We start from the raw sequence: 20,321 nt of genomic DNA, 5'->3' as shown, positions 1-20,321 counted from the left end.
GACGTCCTGCGACGTCACGTGCGGCGTCAGGGGCGCGCGTAGGAGCCGGAGCTGTCGAGATGCGAGAGCATCAGGCGCAGGACGTCGTCGATCTCCGACTGCTCCTGCAGGTAGTAGCGCGCGTGGCTGTGGTCCAGGCGAGGACCGATGCGCACGGTCACCCAGTCGTCGCCCGCACGCTCGAAGGCAGGCTCGTCGTTGGTGTCGTCGCCGACGTAGAAACCAGCCTCGGCACCGTAGCGGCGGGCCAGGCGCTGCATGGCGTCGCCTTTGTCCGGCGCGTTCTCGACCAGGATGTTGACCACGCGCTTGCCATGCTCCGCCTCGACGCCCGGCGGCAACTCGCGCATGAGCGTCGCGATCGCCTCGCGCGCCAGCACCGGGTCGGGCGCCAAGCGGTAATGGATGGCGAGCGAGGCGCCCTTGTCCTCGATGGTCGCGCCCGCGTCAGCCAGCATCGGCGCGAGGCGCCGCGCCCGTTCCCGGAAGGCCTCGAGCGTGGTGACCAGGCGCGGGTCCGGGCCGTCGAACTCGTCCTCCGCGCCGTGGTTGCCGACGATGTGCGTGGGCTTGAAGCCGAGCCGGTGCCGGACGTCCAGGACCTGGCGGCCGCTGACGACCGCGATCGGCACGCGCTCCGCGAGCCGCGCGAGCAGGGCCGCCGTGCGCGCCGGGATGCGCGCCTCGTCCGGATGCATGACGATGGGCGCGAGCGTGCCGTCGAAATCGAAACCAAGCAGCGGTCGGCGGGTCATGAGGCGGGCGAGCGCGGCGCGGCCCTCCGCGTCGAGCAGGTATCGCACCGGCTTCATGGCGTGAGGGCCTCCTCGCCGGACTCGCGCGCGCGGCGCTGGACGCGCCGCGTGATGCGCTCGCGCAGGCGCCACTGGCCGGCGTCCGTCAACATGCGGCCGGCCCAGCGGTAGACATTGAACTCGCGCACCGTCATGCGCAGGCTGGCCATGCGCTCGCGCTGCTCCTGCGGCGGCATGGTGGCGGCGCGGTGCAAGGCATCGGTGGTTTCCTCGACGTGGTACGGGTTGATGACCAGCGCCTCCGGCAGCTCGCGCGCGGCGCCGGCGAAGCGGCTGAGGATGAGCACGCCCTGGTCGTCGTCTCGCGCGGCGATGAATTCCTTGCAGACGAGGTTCATGCCGTCGTGCAGGCTGGTGACGACGCACATGTGGGCTGCGCGGTAGAGCTCCATCAGCGCGGAGTGGTCGTGGTGCTCGGCCAGCAGCAGCACCGGCTTGTAGCCCGCGCCGCCGAAGCGCAGGTTGATGCGCTCGGTGACGCGGTGGATGCGGTCCTGGAACTCGCGGTATTCCTCCAGCGCGCTGCGCGTGGGCGCGGCGACCTGCACGAGGACGAAGCGGCCCTGCCACTGCGGGTACTTCTCGAGCAGGCGCTCGACCGCGTGCAGCCGCTCCAGGATGCCCTTGGTGTAGTCGAAGCGGTCGACGCCGACCGCCATGACGGTGTCAGGCGCCAGTCCCCGCCGCTCGAAGACCGCCGCGCGCGCGTCCGCCGGCGAGGGCCAGCCGGCGCGTTCCTCGTCGGTCGGCCAGGCGATGGAGATGGGGTAGCTCTGCACCAGCGTGGGCTCGCCCTGGTAGCTGATGGTGGAGTGCTCGTGCTCGATGCGGGCCTCCAGGTAGCGGTCCACCGTCTCGGTGAAGTTCTTGCAGTGGAAGCGGGTGTGAAAACCGAGGATGGTGCTGCCCAGCATCCCCTGCAGCAGCTCGCGCCGCCATGGGCAGATGCCGAAGGATTCGGGGTTGGGCCAGGGGATGTGCCAGAAGGTGATGATCGTGGCCTTGGGCAGCTTCTCGCGCACCATCGCCGGCAGCAGTGCGAAGTGGTAGTCCTGCACCAGGACCACGGGGTCGTCGCCGCGCGCCTCGGCGACGACGGCGTCGGCGAAGCGCTGGTTGACCGCGCGGTACTGCGCCCAGTCGGATTCGCGGAAGACCGGTCGCACATGGGCGACGTGGCACAGCGGCCAGAGGCCTTCGTTGGCGAAGCCCTGGTAGTAGCCGCGCTCTTCCTCGTCGCTGAGCCAGATGCGGCGCAGCACGTACTCCTGCGTGTCGGGCGGGACGGCGACGCGGTCGTTGGCGTCGACGACGTCCTGGTCCGCGCTGCCGCTGCCGTGCGCGATCCAGGTGCCGGAGCAGGCGCGCATGACTGGCTCGACCGCGGTGACCAGGCCGCTGGCGGGCCGGCTGACCGAGATGCCGCCCGGGCCGCGCTGGTGGATGTAGGGCTCGCGGTTGGAGACGACGATGACCTGGTCGCCGCGCAGCTGCGTGCGCAGCAGGCCGCGCAGGCGGTCGGGGTCCCAGGGCGTGAGCGGGCCGTGCTCGCGGTAGAGGTTGTCCTCGAGCTCGCGGATGTGCTGCCGGATCTCGACCTCCAGCGGCTGCAGCTCGGGCGGCGCGGTCTGCGGGCCGCTGCCGTCGGAAGCGGCGCCGCCCAGCAGCGGCCGCACCAGGCCCTCGCCGCGCAGGATCGCGCGCATGCCGGAGACCCAGCCGCGCCAGCTCAGCTGCGCCACGACCATCGTGATGCCCGCGACCGCCAGGCCCAGCACCGTGATGAAGATGATCATGTAGCGCCGCGTGTCCAGGCTGCGGCGGTCGGGCAGGCTCAGGTCGTGCAGCAGCACGAGGCGGTCGGAGTCGGCCTGCTGCGGATTGACCGGGAAGACGCCCACGTGCACTGCGCCGCTGGCCAGCTCCAGCCGCGGATCCTTGCGCGCGGCGGTGATCTCGGCCTCCTTGCAGCCCAGCGTGTCGGGGAAGCCCTTGGTGCTGAGCACCTGCGTGCCGTCGGCCGCGCACATGGCGATGCCCACCAGCCGCTCGTCGAGCACGCCGCGCTCGAGCAGGTTGCGCAGGCGGTCGCGCTTGGCGGTGGGATCGATGTCGGCGATGGCGACGGAGAGGGTCTTGGCGACCATCTCGCCGCGGGCGCTCAGGTCGCGCGAGAACCAGCGCAGCGTCATCCGGTCCAGCAGCGGCAGCGCCAGCAGCGCCGCGACGGTCAGCGTGATCAGCAGCGGAACCAGGAAACGGATCTGGAGATGCAGCGACTTCATGCGCGGCTGCCTGCGCGGCGGGGCGCAGGGTCTGCCAGGACGTCGAAGTCCTCGTCGTAGTCGCCGTAATCGCTGTCGTTCTCAGCGTCCGCGCTGGCGCGGGGATGGTCGCGCAGCGCGTGCATGCCGCCCAGCGCCAGGCCGGCCGCGAAGCCGCCGTAGATCATCAGCAGGCTCATCGCCGAAGGCGGGCGCGTGCCGGCGGCGGTGGCGCGTTTGTCGGCGCCAGGGGTGAGCACGCTGGGCGTGACGACGCGGTCGACGCCGACCGCGACGGCCGTGAGCAGCAGCGCGTCGGTGACGGCGTTGCCGCGGGTGGGGCGGTCACGCAGGGCCCGCAGGCGGTCGTAGAGCGCGCCCCACACCAGGCCGGTGGCGGTGTGTAGCAAAAGGTTGGCGGCGGAGGATTTCAGCGGCGGACGGCCGACGCGGTACTCGGAACGGCCGACCAGATGGGCATGGTCGGACCGGCTGCCGCGCAACAGCGCCAGCCCCGAGAACAGGCTGGCCAACACGCCGTCGGCGCATGCCCGGCGCAGCGCCGGGAGCAGCAATGCATTCAAAGGCGACTCCTGTGACAGAGGGAAACAAGCCCCTGTCATTGGCAATCGCCGTGCCGCCCGATGCTGGTGCGCGCCTCTCTCCGAACGCGCTGCCCGCGATTCGCCCGCTCGCCAGCTCGCCCGGAGTCAGTTGATGGCGGTGGGCGGCGGCATGTAGGGCGGCTCGCGCACCGGAATCGGGTTCTCGCCAGGGATGGGCGGATCGATGACGTCGGGCGGCTGGTCGTCCGGCTCCGGCGTGGGGCCGTGCGGCGGCGGCGGCACGAAGGGCACCTCGTTCGGATGCGGCGGGCTGGGCGGCACCGTGTGGGCGTGGAGCGGCGGAGCGAATGGCGTCATGAGCGGTCCTTGTGTCGCACGGGTGCCTGCAAGCGGCGCGCCCGGTTTCAAGTGGCGGCTTCGCCGCCATGGAGGCGCGCAGCCCGGTCCGGCGCTTGCCGAATCCCGGCATCGACGACCGTTCCCAAGGAGTACCCCATGACGACGAAGACCGCGAAGGACACCGTGGAGAAGCAGCAGCACGTGCAGCATCAGCAGGACGTCAAGGACCAGGAAAAGCAGGCCAAGGAAGCCGGCAGGAAGTCCTCGAAGGACGAGCCGGTGCAGGCCGGCGCGCGCGAGCAGCCCAGCCGCTTCCCCACGCAACACCTGGACAAGCCGGGCGAGGAGGGCGATCTCGACCTCGCGCCGCGTTTCCTGGCGCCCGACTACCGCGGCAGCGGCAAGCTCGAGGGCATGACGGCGATCGTCACCGGCGGGGACTCCGGCATCGGCCGCGCGGTGGCGGTGCTGTTCGCCCGCGAGGGCGCGGACGTGGCCATCGTCTACCTCAGCGAGGACGAGGACGCGCGCAAGACCGCCAGCCATGTGGAGGCCGAGGGCCGCCAGTGCGAGCTGATCAAGGGCGACGTGCAGGACCGGGAGTTCTGTCGGCAAGCAGTGCAGAAGGTCGTGCAGCGCTTCGGACGGCTGGACGTGCTGGTCAACAACGCGGCCTTCCAGGAGCACGCCGAGACGCTGGCCGACCTGACCGAGGAACGGCTGGAGCTGACCTTCCGGACCAACATCTTCGGCTACTTCCACATGGCGCAGGCGGCCCTGCCGCACCTGAAGCAGGGCGCGAGCATCATCAACACCGGCTCGGTGGTGGGCCTGCGCGGCAGCGCGACGCTGCTGGACTACGCCTCGACCAAGGGCGCGATCCATGCCTTCACCAAGTCGCTGGCGCAGAACCTGCTGCCGCAGGGCATCCGCGTCAACGCGGTCGCGCCCGGGCCGGTGTGGACGCCGCTCAACCCGGCCGACTCGCCCGCCAAGAAGGTGTCCGAGTTCGGCGCCACCAGCGACATGAAACGCGCCGCGCAGCCCGAGGAGCTGTCGCCGGCCTACGTCTACCTCGCCTCGCCGGTGTGCTCGGGCTACGTGACCGGCATCGTGCTGCCGGTGACCGGCAGCGTGGGCGCCATTTGAGGATCAGCCCGACGCCGCCTTCCATGCCGCCTTCGACCTTGGCGCCGACGCCGGCTCCCACGGCGCGCTCCAAGCGGCGCGCGCCGGGGTCTGGCCGCAGCCGCCGTCCCCGGACCGGGGACGGCACCGCGATTGCCCGGAGCCTGTCGAAGGCGGTTCCCCGCCCGCGCCACCCGCCCTCCGGAAGTTCCAAGGAGACCCGCCTCATGAACGACAAGGCCTTCGAGACGCCCTGGCACCTGGTGTGGTGCGCCGACGTCGCGAGTCAACGCCTGCTGCACGTCAGCGCCTCGGTGGAAGGGCTGCTCGGCCTGACCCCGCAGGCGCTGCTCGACGACCCGATCCAGTGGAACCACGCGGTGCTGCCGGCCGATGCCGGCGAGCTGCCTCGGCCGTTCTGCGCCGACGATCTGCCGCATGGCGACGGGCATGTGCGCGAGTACCGGATGATCGGCGCCGACCTGCACCTCTACCGCGTGCGCGACCGGCGCTTCCGGCGCCGCGATCCGCTCAGCGGCGCGCTGCGCACCCTGGGCGTGATTGAGGCCCTCGGCGAGGCGCCGCTCGATGCGCAGGCGCTCGGGGAGTCGTCCTGGCAGCAGTTGTGGGAGGGGCCGGACGCCGCCTCGCCGCCCGCGCCAGGCCCGACCGAGGCGCCGAAGCGCTCCGACGAAACCGCGCCCGCGGAGCCGCCCGCGCCCGGCCCCGAGCAGGCGCCCCATGAGCATCCGGACGATCCGGGCGTCCACCCCGACGGCCCCCGGCGCTATCACGACGACCACGCCACACCGGCCAGACAACGCCTGACGCGGCCGCTGGCGGAGTGCCTCGAGCAAGGGGAACCGGCATGAGAGCCCATGTCCTGCCGAGGACCGAGTTCCGCGCCGACCTGATGGCGCGGGATGAGGTCGTGGCCCTCCTGATCGACGACCACCAGCGCGCGCAGCACGCCTTCCACCAGTTCGACCGGCTCTGGGCGCTGGGGGACCACGAGTCCTGCGAGGCGCTGGTGCGCCGCACCTGCGCGCTGCTGACGGTGCATGCGACGCTGGAGGAAGAGCTGTTCTACCCGGCGGTGCGCAAGTGTCCGGAGGTCGGCGCGGTGGAGCGCCGGCTGATCAACGAAGCCGAGATCGAGCACCTGGTCGTGCGCATCCTGATGTCGCAGCTGCGGCGCATGCGCGCGGACGACGCGCAGTTCGCGCCGCTGGTCGGCGTGCTGGGCCGCTACGTCAGCCATCACGCCAAGGACGTGGAGCAGGGCATCCTGCCGCGGCTGACGCATGCCTCGTCGGTGGACTGGTCGTCGCTGTCGACCGCGCTGCGGCGCCGTCGCGACGAGCTGGAACGGCAGTGGCGCGACGAACTCGCCCAGGAGAGCGCGGAGTACGAGCGGCAGCAGGACGCCTGAGCGTCCATGGGCCTCAGCCGGAGGCCGCCTCGCCGCCGGGGCGTTCGGCCATGGGGGCCGTCTGTGCCGAGGGGGATGCCTGTGCCGTCTGGACAGACTGGGCCGTCTGGGCCTTTGCGGCGGTGCGTGCCGCGCGTCGCGCCAGCGATGCCACCAGCTCATGCGCCTGGAAGTGCGCCAGCAGCCGCTGCTTCTGCTGCGCGGTCAGCAGGGACGCCTCGATCATTTCGGGCCAGTGCGCGAAGGCCGCCTTGACGCAGCGCGAGATCGCCTGCTCCGCCGGCTTGACCGGGATGCGCAGCCGGTCGCAGAAGGCCTGCAGCAGCGCCGGCGACATCGACTGCGGTGCCGTCGCCGCGCCTTCGGAAGCCCGCGCGGCCCGCGGCAGGTACTCCGGCGGCAGGATCAGCAGCGCATGGCCGCGCAGGCGGTGGTACACCGCGTAGGCGACCAGGTCGTAGGCCGGCGAGAGCGTCGGCGTGAGGCCGTCGAGGTAGCGCACGCCGAGGTTCTTCAGATGCATGTCGGCATTGCCGACCATCTCGTTGACCACCAGCCGGCGCAGCAGCTCATGCACCGCCGGCTGCCCCATCGAGGGCTCGGCCATCAGCACCGCGGCGATGTCGAGGTAGGTCACCGGGCGTCCATCGGGGCCACCGCCGTACTTGTCCTCCGGCATGCGGCCCAGGATCTGGGCGAAGTCCTCGACGTGGATGCGCCCGGCCGGCGAGCGGTCGAAGCGCGTCACCGCGAGGAAGCGGGTCTGCCCCGTCGCGTCGCCGAGGTCGTAGCCATGCGGCAGGCCCAGGCGCTCCAGCGGTTCGAGCGCCGCGTCGCAGGTGTCCACGCCGGCCGCGCGCGCCAGGCGCAGCGTCAGGTCCTCGACCTCCGGCAGCAGCGGCTGCCCGACGACCGGCAGCTTGGCGATGATGTGGGTGTCGTGGTCCTTGGTGCGGCCGACGTAGCGGTCGCCATCGCGGATCACGCCGAGCTTGGGCTGCACGCCCGACAGCGACACGCCTTCCTCGAGCGGATCGGCGGTGACCGACATCTCCAGCGCGTCCTGGCCCTGGGTGACGTAGCGGGCGAGCTCGTCCCGCGACAACGCCACCGGCAGCGCGTGGACCTTGCCGGGCAGATCCTTGCCGCAGGCGGCCAGCATCTCGAAGTGGTCGGTCGGGGCGCACTGGCGCAGCGCGGCGACGTGGTCGCGGAAGACGCCCTCGGGCAGCAGGTTCTGGAAGAAGGCCGGCAGCAGCCAGCCGTTCTTCGCGGAGTGGCGACCGTTGAAGCTGGCGGACCGGATGTCGCGCCAGACCGCCGCCTGCGCCTGCGGCGTGGCCGCGCGCATCGACAGCGACAGCGTGGGCATGACGGCGCCGGCGCGCGCGACCAGGTCCTCGTCGGCGACGAAGCGATTGGTGACCGCCGCACCGGGCAGGGCGTACTGGAACAGCACGCCCAGGCGGAGCTCCCCCAGGTGGATGGCCAGCGCCTTGACGTTCATCGCGGCCCCTTGGCGACGGAGGACCCGGCGGGCGCGTGCAGCGCGTCCAGCGCCTCGGTGACGACGGACCGGACCGGCGGGCCGAGCTCCTCGCCCGCGCCCAGCGCCCGCGCCGCGCCCTTGGGCACCAGCAGCAACTCCAGGCCCAGCCGGTCGGCCAGGGCCATCAGCGTGGTGAGACGGAAGTCCTCTTCGCCGCTCAGCACATGGGTCAGCGTGCGCGGCGACACGCCGGACGATTCCGCCAGGCGCGCTTGCGTCCAGCCATTGCGCTTGGCCGCTTCGCGGAGGGCGCCGGCGATTTCCGGGAGGGTGAGCATGGTAATGAATTGCTGATCGACGATTAAACCGTAGTTTATTGCCAGATCTGTGTCAAGAGATTGGCAATATATTGCGCATAAAAATGAAAATGGCACCGAAGTGCCATTTTCCAATGCTGCCGTCGAAAGGGAAGGGCGCGACGGCGCGCGATGCGCGGCTCCTCAGCGGGAAGCCGGCGTGCTGGCCGCGCCGGCCGCGGCCGGGAAGGCCGCGCGAGGCCCGGCCGCCGTCACGCGCCAGATCGCGTTGCCGACGTCGTCCGCCACCAGCAGCGCGCCCTGGCGATCGATCGCCACGCCCACCGGCCGGCCCATCGCCTGGCCCTTGGCGTCGAGGAAGCCGGTCAGCACGTCGATCGGCATGCCGCTGGGCTTGGCGCCGACGAAGGGCACGAAGACGACCTTGTAGCCCGCGGGCACCTTGCGATTCCAGGAGCCGTGCTGGCCGATGAACATGCCGTGCGCATAGTCCTGCGTCAGCTTGTTGCCGTCCGCCGAGGCCAGCCCCAGCGAGGCCGTGTGCGCGCCGACCGCGTAGTCCGGCACCAGCGCCTGCTCGACCAGCTCCGGCCGCTGCGGCTTGACCCGCTCGTCGACGTGCCGGCCGTACCAGCTGTAGGGCCAGCCGTAGAAGCCGCCGTCGCGCACCGAGGTGATGTAGTCGGGCACGAGGTCGTCGCCGAGCTCGTCGCGCTCGTTCACCGCCACCCACAGCGCCTTGCTGGTGGGCTCCCAGGCCAGGCCCACCGGGTTGCGCAGCCCCGAGGCGAAGACGCGCGAGGCGCCGCTCTGCAGGTCGATCTCCAGGATCGCGGCGCGACGCTGCTCGTTCTCCAGGCCGTTCTCCGCGATGTTGCTGTTGGAACCGATGCCCGCGTAGAGCTTGGTGCCCTCGGCATTGGCGATCAGGCTCTTGGTCCAGTGATGGTTGATCGTGCCGCCCGGCAGGTCCGCCACCTTGACCGGCGTGCCGGCCAACCGGGTCTGCCCGCTCGCGTAAGGGAAACGGACCACCGCGTCGGTGTTGGCGACGTAGAAGTTGTTGCCGATCAGCGCCATGCCGAAGGGCGAGTTCAGGCCCTCGGCGAAGGCGAAGCGCTGGTCGGCGACGCCGTCGCCGTCGGTGTCGCGCAGCAGCGTGATGCGGTTGGCGCTCTTGGGCGTGGCGCCGGCCTTCTTCTGGAACTGCTTGGTGATCCAGGCCTTGGGACCCTTGCCGTCGTCGGGGCGCTCCGGCGCGTTGGTCTCGGCGATGAGCACGTCGCCGTTGGGCAGCACATGCAGCCAGCGCGGGTGGTCCAGCTTGTCGGCGAAGCGCGTGACCGCCAGCCCGGGCGCCGCCTGCGGCTTGCCGCCCGCGGGCCAGCCGACCGCCTTGGCGACCTTGACCGTCGGCACCAGCGTCCTTTGCGGCTCGGGCAGCGTCGGGTTGGGCCCGTAGCCGGGCGGCGTGGCGGTCTGCGCCTCGAGCGCGAGCACGGCCTGATGGCCGAGCGCCGCGACGGCGGCGAGGGCCGTCAGCGCGAGGCCGGCGGCGGCTGGGCGCGCGAGGCGCCGGAAGGTGTTGTCGTTCATGCGGACTCCAGGCGGGATCGGTCCGTGCGCGGACCGGGACGCCGCGTCCGGGCGCGGCACCTCGTGCGGTCCAGCAAGCGAGGTGCCCGGACCCGGCGCGCGTCGCACGCCGCTGGCATCCCGATTGCTCCCTCGGGCGCCGGGCCGCGTATCGTCGCGGTCCGTCATTCACCGGGGACTTCATGCGATCGACGAGGGAATGGATGGGCGCCGCGGCGCTGTGGGGATGGGGACTGGCCGTGGCGCAGGGACAGCCGGCCGCGCTGCCGGCGGTGGTGGTCACCGGCAGCACGTCCGAGCGCGCGCTGCAGGACGCGCCTTACGCGGCGTCGGTGGTCGACGCCGACACGCTGCGCGGCGCCGGCCCCGGCATCCATCTGTCCGAGGCCCTGAATCGCGTGCCCGGCCTCACCGCCAACAACCGGCAGAACTACGCGCAGGACCTGCAGCTGTCGACGCGCGGCTTCGGCGCACGAGCCCCGTTCGGCGTGCGCGGGCTGCGCCTGTACACCGACGGCATCCCGGCCACGATGCCCGATGGCCAGGGGCAGGTGACGCACTTCGACCTGGCCTCCGCCGCGCGGGTGGAGGTGCTGCGCGGGCCCTTCACCGCCCTGTACGGCAACAGCTCGGGCGGCGTGATCGCGCTGGTGAGCGCGCCGGTGCGCGAGCGATTCGCGGAACTGGACCTGGACGCCGGCAGCGCCGGCCTGCGCCAGACGCGGCTCCAGGCCGGCACGCCTTTCGGCGACGGCTGGGAGGCCCGACTGGGCGCGTCCCACCTGGAGGTCGACGGCAGCCGGCCGCACAGCGCGGCCAGGCGGACGCTGGCCAGCGGGCGTCTGGCCTGGACCGGCGCGCGCGACCAGGTGCTGATGCTGCTCAGCGACATCGACCAGCGCGCGCAGGATCCGCTGGGACTGACCGCCGCGCAGCTCGCCGCCGATCCGGACCAGACCGCGGCGTCGGCGACGCAGTTCAACACCCGCAAGAACGCCCGGCAGACGCAGCTCGGCCTGCGCTGGCGTCATCAGTTCGAAGCGGCAAGTCCGCTGGCGGAAGGCGTGCTGACGGCCTATGCGGGCCGGCGCGCGGTGACGCAGTGGCAGTCCATTCCCGTCGCCGCGCAGACGCCGCCGGGCAGCGGCGGCGGCGTGGTCGACTTCAGCCGCGACTACGACGGCATCGACGCGCGGGCGCTGTGGCGCGTCGGCGCGGCGACGCTGGTCACCGGCGTGAACACGGAACGCCAGGAGGACGACCGCCAGGGCTACGAGAACTTCGTCGGCAGCGGCGCGGCCCAGCGCCTGGGCGTCACCGGCGCGCTGCGCCGCGACGAGGGCAACGAGGCGATCACCCGTGAGGCCTACGCGCAGCTGGAACTGCCGCTGACGGCGACGCTGGACGCCAGCGCCGGCCTGCGCGCCGGTCGCGTGCGCCTGGCCGCGCGCGACCGCTTCCTGAGCAACGGCGACGACTCGGGCGCGATGCGCTACCGCTACGCGACGCCGGCCGTCGGACTCGGATGGCGGTTGACGCCGGCGCTGCTGCTGCATGCCGCCGTCGGCCGCGGCTTCGAATCGCCGACGCTCAACGAGCTCGCCTACCGGGCGGACGGGCAGGGCGGCTTCAACGCGGGACTGCGGCCGCAGAAGAGCATGCAGCAGGAACTGGGCGCCAAGTGGCGCGCGGGGACGGTCTCGCTGGACGCCGCGGTGTTCCATGTCGCGACGCGCGATGAGATCGGCGTGCTGTCCAACAGCGGCGGGCGGTCGAGCTTCCAGAACGTCGGTCGCACCCGGCGCAGCGGCGTGGAGCTGGCGGGCAGCTGGGACGCGACGCCGCGCTGGCGCGCCCAACTGGCGCTCGGCACGCTGAAGGCGCGATACCGCGATGGATTCCTGACCTGTGTCGGCACGCCCTGTCCATCCGCGAACGTGGCGGTGCCGTCCGGCAATCGCATCGCCGGCACCCACGGCGGCAGCGCCTACGCCGAGCTGGCCTGGCGGCCCTTCGAGACGGCGCGCGACGGCGAGTGGGCGGTCGAATGGCGCGGCGTCAAGCGCACCGCGGTCAACGACCTCAACAGCGAATGGGCCGCCGGCTACGGCGTGCTCAACCTCCGGGCCCGTCATGGCTGGACCCTCGGTGCGCTGCGCGCCGAGCTGACCGCCCGCATCGACAACCTGGCCGACCGTCGCTACGCCGGCAGCGTGATCGTCAACGACGGCAACGGCCGCTTCTACGAGCCGGCGCCGGGCCGCGCCTTCTGGCTGGGCCTGTCGCTGCGCGCCGCGTCGCCGGGCGGCGGCTGATCCGGCGCCGGGTCGCGGCGCGCCTCAGCCCACGTCCGCGCGGGTGATCTGCGCCACCAGCCGCATCAGCAGCGGCGGCTTGAGCGGTTTGGCCAGGTGGGCGTCGAAGCCGGCCTGCAGCGCCTGCTGCCGGTCCACGTCGCGCGAGAAGGCGGTCAGCGCGATCGCCGGCAGCCGCTCGCCGGGCGGCTCGAGGCCGCGGATGTCCCGCACCAGGTCGTAGCCGTCGCGACCCGGCATGCCGATGTCGCTGATCAAGAGGTCGAAGGCGTTGCCGGCCAGGGCCAGCAGCGCCTCGTCCGCGCCGTGGACCACGGTCACCTGCGCGCCGCGCTCGCCCAGGATCAGTTTCAGCATCGCGCCGGCGTCCACGTCGTCGTCCACGACCAGCACCCGCAGGCCCGGCAGCACGATCGCCGGCGCGTCGCCGGTGGCGGCCTCACCGAGGGCGCCGAAGGCGCTCAGCATGCCGGGGCCGGTGTCCACGTCGGGCGGCGCGTTGTCGGCACCGGGCAGCCAGAAGCGGAAGGCCGCGCCGCGCCCACGCCCTTCGCTGTGGACCTCCACCCAGCCGCCATGCGCCTCCACCAGACTCTTGACGATTGCCAGCCCCAGGCCGAGCCCGCCGTGCTGGCGGCTGCTGGCCGCGTCACTCTGGGTGAAGCGGTCGAAGACATGGGGCAGGAACTCCGGCGCGATGCCCTGGCCCTCGTCGCGGACCTCCACGCGCACGCCGCCGTCGGCGGCTCGCAGCGTCAGGGTGATCGTGCTGCCGCGCGGCGAGAACTTGGCGGCGTTGCCCATCAGGTTCCAGATCACCTGCTGCACCCGCCCGCTGTCGGCCAGCAGTGGCGTGGCCTCGTCCCGCAGGTCCAGCGCCAGCCGGTGGCCGCTTTCGTCGAGCGTGTGCTGGACCACCGCCGCCGCCTCGCGCAGCACCGCGCCGGCCTCGACGCGCTCGCGCGCCAGCGGCAGCTTGCCGATGTTGAGCCGGGACATGTCCAGGATGTCGGTGATCATCCGCGCCTGGATCGACACGTTGCGGTCGATCGCCGCCAGCCCCTTGACGAGCAGCTCCGGCGGGCTGTGCCGCTGCAGCACGTGCGTCCAGCCCATGATCGCGTTCAGCGGCGTGCGCAGCTCGTGCGACAGCACCGCGATCAGGTCGTCCTTCATGCGCGAGAGCCGCTCGGCCTCGCCGCGCGCGACGCGCTCGCGGTCGAGCAGTTCCTGGCGCTGCCGCGCCAGCAGCTGGCGCTGCGAGATGTCCGAGGCCATCGCCATGCAGATGCCGGGCTCGATCGGCGGCGAGGCGGTCCATTCGACCGGCACCGCGCGGCCGCCGCTCGAGCGCAGCGGGAACTCCGCGCGCGCGCCCTCGCTGCCGAGCATCGCGATGAAACCGCGCGCGGCGCCTTGGTCCTCGCTGGCGACGAAGTCGGTCAGCGGGCGGCCCGCGACCGCTTCGCCCTGGTCGGCGCCGAGCCCCAGCAGCGCCAGCATCGCGGGATTGGCTTCCAGCAGCGTGCTGTCGCCGGCCCGCAGCAGGCAGATGCCGATCGGCGCCTGCGCGTAGACGGCGCGGAACTTGGCCTCGCTGCGCCGCATCGCCTCTTCGGCCTCGCGGGTGCGCACCAGCGCCTGGATGGTGGACACCAGCACCGCCGGCTCGACCGGGTGGGTGAGGTAGGCATCGGCGCCGGCGTCCAGGCCGCGGACCTTGTCCTCGTCGGTGAGGTAGGCGGCGGTCAGGTGGATGACCGGCATACGGAAGGTGCTGGCCTGGGCGCGCAGGCGGCGGCACAGCTCGAAGCCGTCGATGTCGGGCAGGTGGATGTCCAGCACGACGGCAGACGGCCGCTGCTCCGCGGCGCGCAGCGCCTCGGCGCCGGTGGCGGCTTCCAGCGTCGGGAAACCGGCCGCGTTGAGCAGCCGCACCGTGGTGTAGCGGCCCACCGGATCGTCGTTGACGACGAGCAGCCGGTGCCGCGAGCGGTCGATGGCGTGGGGCTCGCTCATGCGTCGGGCACTTCCCTGACTGCGTTGGCCTCCGCGTCGGTGGCCGCTTCGGTCGCGCCGGTCGCGCCCGGCAGCTGCAGCGGCAGCGTCACCGAGAACACCGACCCCACGCCCGGCGTGCTGCTCAGCGCGACGCGGCCGCCGAGCAGCTCCGCCAGCCGCTTGCTGAGCGACAGGCCCAGGCCGGTGCCGCGCAGGCGCTTCTGGATCGGCGAGTCGATCTGGGCGAAGTCCTGGAAGATCGCGCCGTGGAATTCCGGCGCGATGCCGATGCCGGTGTCGCGCACGGAGAAGGTGACCTCGTCCGCGCCGTCCGGACCGTCGCCCACCACCGCGCTGACGCGCACCTCGCCCTGCGCGGTGAACTTCAGCGCGTTGGAGATGAAGTTGCGCAGGATCTGCGAGAGCTTGGCGTTGTCGGTGAAGAGCTGCGAGACGCCTTGCGGCTCCTCGAAGACCAGCTGCACCTCCGGGTTGACCAGCACCGGCTTGAACATGCCGCGCAGCGCCGCGAACAGGTCGACCAGCTCGAACCAGGCCGGCGAGATGTCGATGCGGCCGGCCTCGACCTTGGCCAGGTCGAGCAGGTCGTTGACCATGTCGGCGAATTCCTCCGACGTGGTGCGGATGAAGTTGATCTGCCGTTCCTGCTCCAGCGTCAACGGGCCGTCGATGCGGTCGAGCAGCAGCCGCGTCAGGCTGCGGATCGACGAGATCGGCGTGCGGAACTCATGGCTCATGTAGGCGAGGAAGCGGCTCTTGAGCTCGGTCGCCTGGCGCAGCTGCTGGGCCTGCGTGTCCAGCTCCGCGTACAGCGCCAGCACGCCGCGGTTGGTCTCGTCGAGTTCGCTCTGCAAGGCCTCGACCTGGGCGCGGGCCGCGGCCAGCGCGGCCTGCAGCGCGGCGACATCCGGAGCGATGGTCGTGGTGTCGTTCATGGGCGTCATGCGCGTTCCAACTGTGACAACTGTCCTCACTGTCTCGCTGTCCTCACGGTCCTTCATCGTCCGTCATGGTCCTTCATCGTCCGTCATGGTCCTTCATGGCGGCGCACCACGACGACGGTCGCGTCGTCCCGTCCGCGCAGGTGGTCCCGGGCGATCCATCCGGCGATGACCGCCGGGTCGGCCTGCAGCAGGCCGGGCGTGTCCGCCAGCGACCAGCGGCTGACGATGCCATCGGAGTGCAGCACCAGCACCGCGTGGGGCGGCCAATCGTAGACCACGTCCTGCAGGCGTCGCACCTGCAGGCCGAGCGTGCCGTGCTGCGACAACAGCGAGCGGTCGGCCACGCCGGAGATCAGGCGCCCGATGACGTTGCCGGCGCCGCCGAAGCGCAGCGACGCGCCGCCTTCATCGAGCGCGACCATCGCGGCGGCGCAGCCGCGCGTGCTCCGCAGCGGCTCGTGCGCGCTGTCCAGGAAGGCGGCCGGCGAGGCCCGCAGGCCCGGCGCCGCCTCGCCCAGCAGCGCCATCAGCCGATCCGCCGCCGTGGCCGCGTCGGGCCCGTGCCCGAGGCCGTCGGCCAGCGCCAGCGACCACTGCGTGCCGTCGCGGCGCAGGGCCCAGGCGTCGCCGCTCACCGACTCGCCGGGCGCCGCGAGCGACAGCCCGGCGATGTCGAAGGCCGCAGGGCGCGCGGGCACGGACGTGCGCTCGCCCCGCACCGTGAAGCGGGTGGCGATCACCGTGCCCCGGCCAGGCGCCGAGAACGCGCCGAAGCGGTCGGCCTGGCGCCGGATCGCGCCCAGGCCCGTGCCGGACGAGCCGCCGGTGCTGTAGCCGTCGCGCAGGCAGCGCTCGAGGTCCATGCCGTCGCCCTGGTCCATGGCCAGCACCTGCACGGCGGGCGGGCCCGCATCGCGCGCGACGTCGGGGCCGACCAGCAATTCGGCCTTGCGGCCGGGGCCGACATGCCGGACCAGGTTGGTGCCCAGCTCGGTCACCACCAGGGCCAGCCGGCCGGCGGCGTCCGCGTCGAAGCCCAGTTCGGTGGCCAGCGCCTGCGCGGCCCGCCGGGCTTCGCCCACCTGACTGACGTCGTCGATGGGGAAGCGACGAAGCGGACGCATGGCTACTTCCAGCGCGTGATCGTCACGCGCGTGCCGCGTCCGGGCCCGGACTCGATCTCGAAGTCGTTCACCAGCCGCTTGCTGCCGGACAGGCCCATGCCCATCCCGTTGCCCGAGGTCCATCCATCCTTCATCGCCAGCTCCAGGTCCGGAATGCCCGGCCCCTGGTCGACGAAGGCAAGTTGCAGGCCCGTGCGCACGCCGGCCTGGACGAACTGCCAGGCCATCTCGCCGCCGCCGCCGTAGATCAGCGTGTTGCGCGACAGCTCACTGGCGGCGGTGATCATCTTGGTCTGGTCGACCAGGGAGAAGCGCAGCTCCTGCGTCAGGCGCCGCACCAGCTGGCGCGCCAGCACGATGTCGGACTCGACGCGGATCGGCAGCGCGCCGGCGGACTCAGCGGCCGGCACCGGGCGGCTCCTCGATGTCGTCGGTCGATGCAGCCTCGTCCTCGTCCAGCCCGGCCTGCGCCAGGGCGTCGGCGCGGCGCAGCAGCGCCATGCCCCGCTCGACGTCCAGCGCGGTGCTCACGCCCGGCAACGACAGGCCCAGCTCCACCAGCGTGATGGCCACCGCCGGCTGCATGCCGACGACCACCGAGTTGGCGCCCAGCACCCGGGCGATGCCGGAGATGCCGGCCAGCATGCGGCCGATGAAGGAGTCGACGATCTCCAGCGCGGAGATGTCGATCAGCACGCCGGTCGCGCCGGTGTCCTGGATGCGGTTGGCCAGGTCGTCCTGCAGCGCCATCGCGGTCTGGTCCTGCAGGTCGACCTGGATGGTGACCAGCAGCGTCCTGCCCATGCGCAGGATGGGGATGCGCGTCGTCATGCGGCGCCGCCCGTGCCGGCCGTTCCGCTCATGGCGCCCGGGGTGGCCTTGGCCTTGGAGACGACGAAGCCGGCGCGCCGCATCGCCAGCGCCAGCGCGTCGGCCAGCGTCGCCTTGGTCGTGATGCCTTCCAGGTCGATGCCCAGGTGCACGATGGTCTGCGCGATCTGCGGCCGGATGCCGCTGATGATCGCGTCCGCGCCCATCAGCCGGATGGCGGTGACGGTCTTGAGCAGATGCTGCGCGACCAGCGTGTCGACGGTCGGCACGCCGGTGATGTCGATGATCGCCAGCGCGGAGCCGGTCTCCACGATGCGCTGCAGCAGCGTCTCCATGACCAGCTGGGTGCGGCCGCTGTCGAGCGTGCCGATCATCGGCACCGCCAGCACGCCGTCCCACAGCTTGACGACCGGGGTGGAGAGTTCCAGCAACTCCTGCTGCTGGCGGGCGATGATGTCCTCGCGGCTGCGCTGGTAGGTGCTGACGGTGTGCTGCGCCATGTGGTCCAGCAGCGAGGACACCTCCCAGGTGGCGTCCACGAGTGCGGCCGGCTGGTCGCTGAAGCGGCGTTGCAGGCCGGCGAACAGCGGCTTCTTGAGCGCCAGCACGAAGCGGCTGGTGTCGGCGGCGGTCGATCCCTGGGCGGCGCGCGAGCGCGACAGGCTCGCCAGCACCTCGCGCAAAGGCGCCCAGGGCGCGTCGTCGAAGTTCTCGGTGTTGCCGGTGGCGCGCACGCCGGCGAGGAGGGCGTCCAGCAGTTCGCCGGTCTCGCGGCCTTCGCTGGCCAGCGCGCGGCCGCCGGCGGCGAGTTCGGCCTGCCATTCGGCGAGCACCCGGTCGCGCTGGGTGGACAGGAGATCTTCGACGGCGGCGCTGTTCTGTTTCATCGGGTCCTCTTGGGCGCGGTTGACGCCGTGATGCGGGGAGAAGGGTGCGCGGGATGGCGCGGCGGCCGCGATCGTACTCTGCCGACCTCACCCGCTCCGGCGTCACGGGGCGAGCATTGGGGGCGGGTAAGCCCTGGGGCGAAATGGGCATGCCGTTTGCCCAGTGCCCCTGTCAGACATTCAAGACCAACGATTGGGAGAACGACGTGGCCGATGAGATCAGCGTGCTGGTGGTGGACGACAAGCCGCAGAACCTGCTCGCGATGAAGGCGCTGCTGGCCGACTCGGGGCTGCGCGTGTTGACGGCGGAATCCGGTCCCGCCGCGCTCGAACTGCTGCTGGTGCATGACGTGATGCTGGCCCTGCTGGACGTGCAGATGCCGGGCATGGACGGCTTCACCCTGGCCGAGCTGATGCGCGGGGCGGAGCGTACCCGGCACGTGCCGATCATCTTCCTGACCGCCGGCTCCCAGGAGGCGCAGCGCAGCTTCAAGGGCTACGAGGCCGGCGCGGTCGACTTCATCTACAAGCCGGTCGACGCGCATGTGCTGCGCAGCAAGGTCGCGGTCTTCGCCGACCTGCACCGCCAGCGCCTGATGCTGGCCGAGCGCATCGTCGAGCAGGAACGCCTGGCGCGGGTGAACGCGCTGATGCTGGGCGCGCTCAGCCACGACATCCGCAGCCCGCTGTCGGTCATGATGCTCAACGCCGAGCTGCTGATCCGCCAGACCGAGTCGCCCTCGCTGCAGAAGGCCGGCCAGCGCGTCAAGGCGGCGGCGACGCTGCTCGGGCGCCAGGTGGACCACCTGGGCAGCCTGGCGCGGCGGCCCTGCGAGCTGCTGCAGGTGCAGCCGGTGCGCGGCGACCTGGCCACGCTGGCGGCACAGCGCCTGGACGTCGAAAGCAACCAGGCGGTGATGTGGGTGCCGCCCGCGTTCGAACGCGTCGGCGACACCACCGGCGACTTCGATCCGGAACTGATGGCCCAGGCCATCGACCGGCTGATCATGCAAGGCGCCACGCATGCCGGCGACTGCGGGATCCGCATCCAGGTCGACGGCGCGGCGCATCGCTCGCTGACGCTGCGCATCAGCTTCGATCGCGTGCTCGAACCCGAGGCCGCCATCCACCTGTTCGGCGGCACCGAACCGGTGTCGGGCATGTCCTCGGCCCTGGTCGGCCCGGGGCTGGAAGAGCCCGAGCGCGTGGCGCGCGCGCATGGCGGCTCGCTGATCGGCGCGTCGCGGGCGCGGCAGGGCACGATGTTCGAGCTGCTGCTGCCGCGACTGCAGTCGGAACGTTGAGAGGCCCCGATGCGGCGTGGCGTCCTACAGCCCGGGCCAGCGCGGCCCGACAGACCCCGGCGCGCCGCTGGACCACAGTGGAGGCATCGCATCAACACGATGGGGATCGTCATGAAGCCTTGCAGCTCCCGCACGATGAAGGCGGCCGTCGCGGCCGCCGCCTGCGTCCTGGCCGGCCAGGCGATGGCCGACATCACCTTCTACGAGGACGAGCAGTTCCGCGGCCGCACCGGCGGCATCGACACGCAGGTGCGTTTCCTCAAGGAGATCGGCTTCAACGACCGCGCGTCCTCGATCGAGGTGCGCGGCGAGCGCTGGGAGGTCTGCGAGGACCCGGACTATCGCGGCCGCTGCCGCGTGCTGCAGCCGGGCAGCTACCCGTCGCTGCGCTCGATGGGCCTCGACAACCGGATCAGCTCGGCGCGGCGCGTGGACGAGCGCGCCGAGGTCGGCCGCGACCGCTACGGCCCCGAGCCGCAGCCCACCTACTACCGCCGCGGCGAGGAGACGCTGTATCAGGCGCAGGTGGTCTCGGTGCGCGCCGTGATGGGCAACGAGCAGCAACGCTGCTGGATCGAGCAGAAGGAAGTGCGGGACCGGCCCAACGTCGGCGGCGCGGTGATCGGCGGCGTGCTGGGCGGCATCCTGGGCCATCAGTTCGGCGGCGGCAGCGGGCAGGCGGTGACGACCGCGGCCGGCGCGATCGGCGGCGCGGTGGTGGGCAGCAACGTGAACCGCAACGACGTGCGCAACGTGCAGCGCTGCGGCGCGGCGCCCAACGGCGGCAACCCGCAGTACTGGGACGTGACCTATCGCTTCAACGGACAGGAGCACTACATGCAGACCCGGCAGCCGCCGGGAGCGACCGTGACGGTCAATGCGCGCGGCGAGCCGCGCGAGTGACCGGCCAGGGTCATCGACAGCCCCCCGAGAGGATCCCGGGGACCG

19 protein-coding genes are annotated in these 20,321 nt (G+C 72.1%); 6 read left to right on the top strand and 13 right to left on the bottom strand.

What is annotated here, in order from left to right:
* Nucleotides 1-26: 26 nt before the first annotated feature.
* From otsB to FHT38_RS10970, 4 genes are all read right to left on the bottom strand, one after another.
* Nucleotides 27-812 carry a trehalose-phosphatase gene (gene otsB, locus FHT38_RS10985; protein ID WP_183491781.1) on the bottom strand — a complete coding sequence of 262 codons (786 nt, stop codon included), beginning with the start codon at nt 810-812 and terminating at the stop codon, nt 27-29.
* Nucleotides 809-3,100 carry a trehalose-6-phosphate synthase gene (locus tag FHT38_RS10980; RefSeq protein WP_183491780.1) on the bottom strand — a complete coding sequence of 764 codons (2,292 nt, stop codon included), beginning with the start codon at nt 3,098-3,100 and terminating at the stop codon, nt 809-811. The genes otsB and FHT38_RS10980 overlap by 4 nt, the downstream gene beginning before the upstream one ends.
* Nucleotides 3,097-3,663: a hypothetical protein gene (locus tag FHT38_RS10975; RefSeq protein WP_141225294.1), complete on the bottom strand. Its 567-nt coding sequence runs from the start codon at nt 3,661-3,663 to the stop codon at nt 3,097-3,099. Before FHT38_RS10975 ends, FHT38_RS10980 begins: the two co-directional genes overlap by 4 nt.
* 126 nt (nt 3,664-3,789) lie before the next feature.
* Nucleotides 3,790-4,002: a hypothetical protein gene (locus tag FHT38_RS10970; RefSeq protein ID WP_175538128.1), complete on the bottom strand. Its 213-nt coding sequence runs from the start codon at nt 4,000-4,002 to the stop codon at nt 3,790-3,792.
* A 138-nt stretch (nt 4,003-4,140) separates the two neighbouring features.
* Between FHT38_RS10970 and FHT38_RS10965 the strand changes: the two genes are divergently transcribed.
* The 3 genes from FHT38_RS10965 (at nt 4,141) to FHT38_RS10955 (ending at nt 6,544) form a co-directional block, all read left to right on the top strand.
* Nucleotides 4,141-5,133: an SDR family oxidoreductase gene (locus FHT38_RS10965; protein WP_217648416.1), complete on the top strand. Its 993-nt coding sequence runs from the start codon at nt 4,141-4,143 to the stop codon at nt 5,131-5,133.
* Between the two features lie 206 nt (nt 5,134-5,339).
* Nucleotides 5,340-5,984: a hypothetical protein gene (locus tag FHT38_RS10960; protein WP_183491779.1), complete on the top strand. Its 645-nt coding sequence runs from the start codon at nt 5,340-5,342 to the stop codon at nt 5,982-5,984.
* On the top strand, nt 5,981-6,544 hold the full coding sequence (locus tag FHT38_RS10955) for a hemerythrin domain-containing protein (RefSeq protein WP_091724777.1): 564 nt from the start codon (nt 5,981-5,983) through the stop codon (nt 6,542-6,544). Before FHT38_RS10960 ends, FHT38_RS10955 begins: the two co-directional genes overlap by 4 nt.
* A gap of 13 nt (nt 6,545-6,557) precedes the next feature.
* Here FHT38_RS10955 and FHT38_RS10950 read toward each other — a convergent pair whose 3' ends face one another.
* The 3 genes from FHT38_RS10950 to FHT38_RS10940 form a co-directional block, all read right to left on the bottom strand.
* Nucleotides 6,558-8,051, bottom strand: a complete 1,494-nt coding sequence (locus FHT38_RS10950) for a type II toxin-antitoxin system HipA family toxin (protein WP_091724776.1) — start codon at nt 8,049-8,051, stop codon at nt 6,558-6,560.
* A complete protein-coding gene (locus tag FHT38_RS10945) occupies nt 8,048-8,371 on the bottom strand; it encodes a helix-turn-helix transcriptional regulator (protein WP_183491778.1) in 324 nt (107 codons plus the stop codon). Before FHT38_RS10945 ends, FHT38_RS10950 begins: the two co-directional genes overlap by 4 nt.
* A 162-nt stretch (nt 8,372-8,533) precedes the next feature.
* Complete coding sequence (locus tag FHT38_RS10940) at nt 8,534-9,946, bottom strand: sorbosone dehydrogenase family protein (protein WP_183491777.1); 1,413 nt, start codon at nt 9,944-9,946, stop codon at nt 8,534-8,536.
* Between the two features lie 182 nt (nt 9,947-10,128).
* Here FHT38_RS10940 and FHT38_RS10935 point away from each other — a divergent pair, with 182 nt between their 5' ends.
* On the top strand, nt 10,129-12,261 hold the full coding sequence (locus FHT38_RS10935) for a TonB-dependent receptor domain-containing protein (protein WP_183491776.1): 2,133 nt from the start codon (nt 10,129-10,131) through the stop codon (nt 12,259-12,261).
* A 24-nt stretch (nt 12,262-12,285) separates the two neighbouring features.
* Here the strand turns inward: FHT38_RS10935 and FHT38_RS10930 are convergent, their stop codons facing one another.
* From FHT38_RS10930 to FHT38_RS10905, 6 genes are all read right to left on the bottom strand, one after another.
* Entirely contained in the window at nt 12,286-14,280 is a 1,995-nt protein-coding gene (locus FHT38_RS10930) for a response regulator (RefSeq protein ID WP_183491775.1), read from the bottom strand.
* Nucleotides 14,277-15,218: a sensor histidine kinase KdpD gene (locus FHT38_RS10925; RefSeq protein WP_091725340.1), complete on the bottom strand. Its 942-nt coding sequence runs from the start codon at nt 15,216-15,218 to the stop codon at nt 14,277-14,279. Before FHT38_RS10925 ends, FHT38_RS10930 begins: the two co-directional genes overlap by 4 nt.
* Before the next feature lie 92 nt (nt 15,219-15,310).
* Complete coding sequence (locus tag FHT38_RS10920; protein ID WP_183491774.1) at nt 15,311-16,351, bottom strand: SpoIIE family protein phosphatase; 1,041 nt, start codon at nt 16,349-16,351, stop codon at nt 15,311-15,313.
* A gap of 2 nt (nt 16,352-16,353) precedes the next feature.
* Nucleotides 16,354-16,761, bottom strand: coding sequence for an anti-sigma regulatory factor (locus tag FHT38_RS10915; RefSeq protein ID WP_183491773.1), 408 nt, complete (start codon nt 16,759-16,761; stop codon nt 16,354-16,356).
* On the bottom strand, nt 16,748-17,182 hold the full coding sequence (locus tag FHT38_RS10910; RefSeq protein WP_183491772.1) for an STAS domain-containing protein: 435 nt from the start codon (nt 17,180-17,182) through the stop codon (nt 16,748-16,750). Before FHT38_RS10910 ends, FHT38_RS10915 begins: the two co-directional genes overlap by 14 nt.
* Nucleotides 17,179-18,069 carry an STAS domain-containing protein gene (locus FHT38_RS10905; protein WP_183491771.1) on the bottom strand — a complete coding sequence of 297 codons (891 nt, stop codon included), beginning with the start codon at nt 18,067-18,069 and terminating at the stop codon, nt 17,179-17,181. The genes FHT38_RS10910 and FHT38_RS10905 overlap by 4 nt, the downstream gene beginning before the upstream one ends.
* Before the next feature lie 206 nt (nt 18,070-18,275).
* Here FHT38_RS10905 and FHT38_RS10900 point away from each other — a divergent pair, with 206 nt between their 5' ends.
* Both FHT38_RS10900 and FHT38_RS10895 read left to right on the top strand, forming a co-directional pair.
* Nucleotides 18,276-19,373, top strand: a complete 1,098-nt coding sequence (locus tag FHT38_RS10900) for a response regulator (RefSeq protein WP_183491770.1) — start codon at nt 18,276-18,278, stop codon at nt 19,371-19,373.
* A gap of 111 nt (nt 19,374-19,484) precedes the next feature.
* Complete coding sequence (locus tag FHT38_RS10895) at nt 19,485-20,276, top strand: beta/gamma crystallin-related protein (RefSeq protein WP_254783339.1); 792 nt, start codon at nt 19,485-19,487, stop codon at nt 20,274-20,276.
* Nucleotides 20,277-20,321: the final 45 nt, after the last annotated feature.

The sequence above is a fragment of the Mitsuaria sp. BK041 genome (assembly GCF_014193085.1).
GTDB lineage: Bacteria > Pseudomonadota > Gammaproteobacteria > Burkholderiales > Burkholderiaceae_C > Roseateles.
This window is presented reverse-complemented; position numbering and strand designations above follow the sequence as displayed.

Excerpts from the sequence above, each read along its gene's own strand:
- otsB (WP_183491781.1), bottom strand. The coding sequence starts at position 812 with ATGAAGCCGGTGCGATACCTGCTCGACGCGGAGGGCCGCGCCGCGCTC.
- FHT38_RS10980 (WP_183491780.1), bottom strand. The coding sequence starts at position 3,100 with ATGAAGTCGCTGCATCTCCAGATCCGTTTCCTGGTTCCGCTGCTGATC.
- FHT38_RS10970 (WP_175538128.1), bottom strand. The coding sequence starts at position 4,002 with ATGACGCCATTCGCTCCGCCGCTCCACGCCCACACGGTGCCGCCCAGC.
- FHT38_RS10965 (WP_217648416.1), top strand. The coding sequence starts at position 4,141 with ATGACGACGAAGACCGCGAAGGACACCGTGGAGAAGCAGCAGCACGTG.
- FHT38_RS10960 (WP_183491779.1), top strand. The coding sequence starts at position 5,340 with ATGAACGACAAGGCCTTCGAGACGCCCTGGCACCTGGTGTGGTGCGCC.
- FHT38_RS10955 (WP_091724777.1), top strand. The coding sequence starts at position 5,981 with ATGAGAGCCCATGTCCTGCCGAGGACCGAGTTCCGCGCCGACCTGATG.
- FHT38_RS10950 (WP_091724776.1), bottom strand. The coding sequence starts at position 8,051 with ATGAACGTCAAGGCGCTGGCCATCCACCTGGGGGAGCTCCGCCTGGGC.
- FHT38_RS10945 (WP_183491778.1), bottom strand. The coding sequence starts at position 8,371 with ATGCTCACCCTCCCGGAAATCGCCGGCGCCCTCCGCGAAGCGGCCAAG.
- FHT38_RS10940 (WP_183491777.1), bottom strand. The coding sequence starts at position 9,946 with ATGAACGACAACACCTTCCGGCGCCTCGCGCGCCCAGCCGCCGCCGGC.
- FHT38_RS10935 (WP_183491776.1), top strand. The coding sequence starts at position 10,129 with ATGCGATCGACGAGGGAATGGATGGGCGCCGCGGCGCTGTGGGGATGG.
- FHT38_RS10930 (WP_183491775.1), bottom strand. The coding sequence starts at position 14,280 with ATGAGCGAGCCCCACGCCATCGACCGCTCGCGGCACCGGCTGCTCGTC.
- FHT38_RS10925 (WP_091725340.1), bottom strand. The coding sequence starts at position 15,218 with ATGAACGACACCACGACCATCGCTCCGGATGTCGCCGCGCTGCAGGCC.
- FHT38_RS10920 (WP_183491774.1), bottom strand. The coding sequence starts at position 16,351 with ATGCGTCCGCTTCGTCGCTTCCCCATCGACGACGTCAGTCAGGTGGGC.
- FHT38_RS10910 (WP_183491772.1), bottom strand. The coding sequence starts at position 17,182 with ATGACGACGCGCATCCCCATCCTGCGCATGGGCAGGACGCTGCTGGTC.
- FHT38_RS10905 (WP_183491771.1), bottom strand. The coding sequence starts at position 18,069 with ATGAAACAGAACAGCGCCGCCGTCGAAGATCTCCTGTCCACCCAGCGC.
- FHT38_RS10895 (WP_254783339.1), top strand. The coding sequence starts at position 19,485 with ATGAAGCCTTGCAGCTCCCGCACGATGAAGGCGGCCGTCGCGGCCGCC.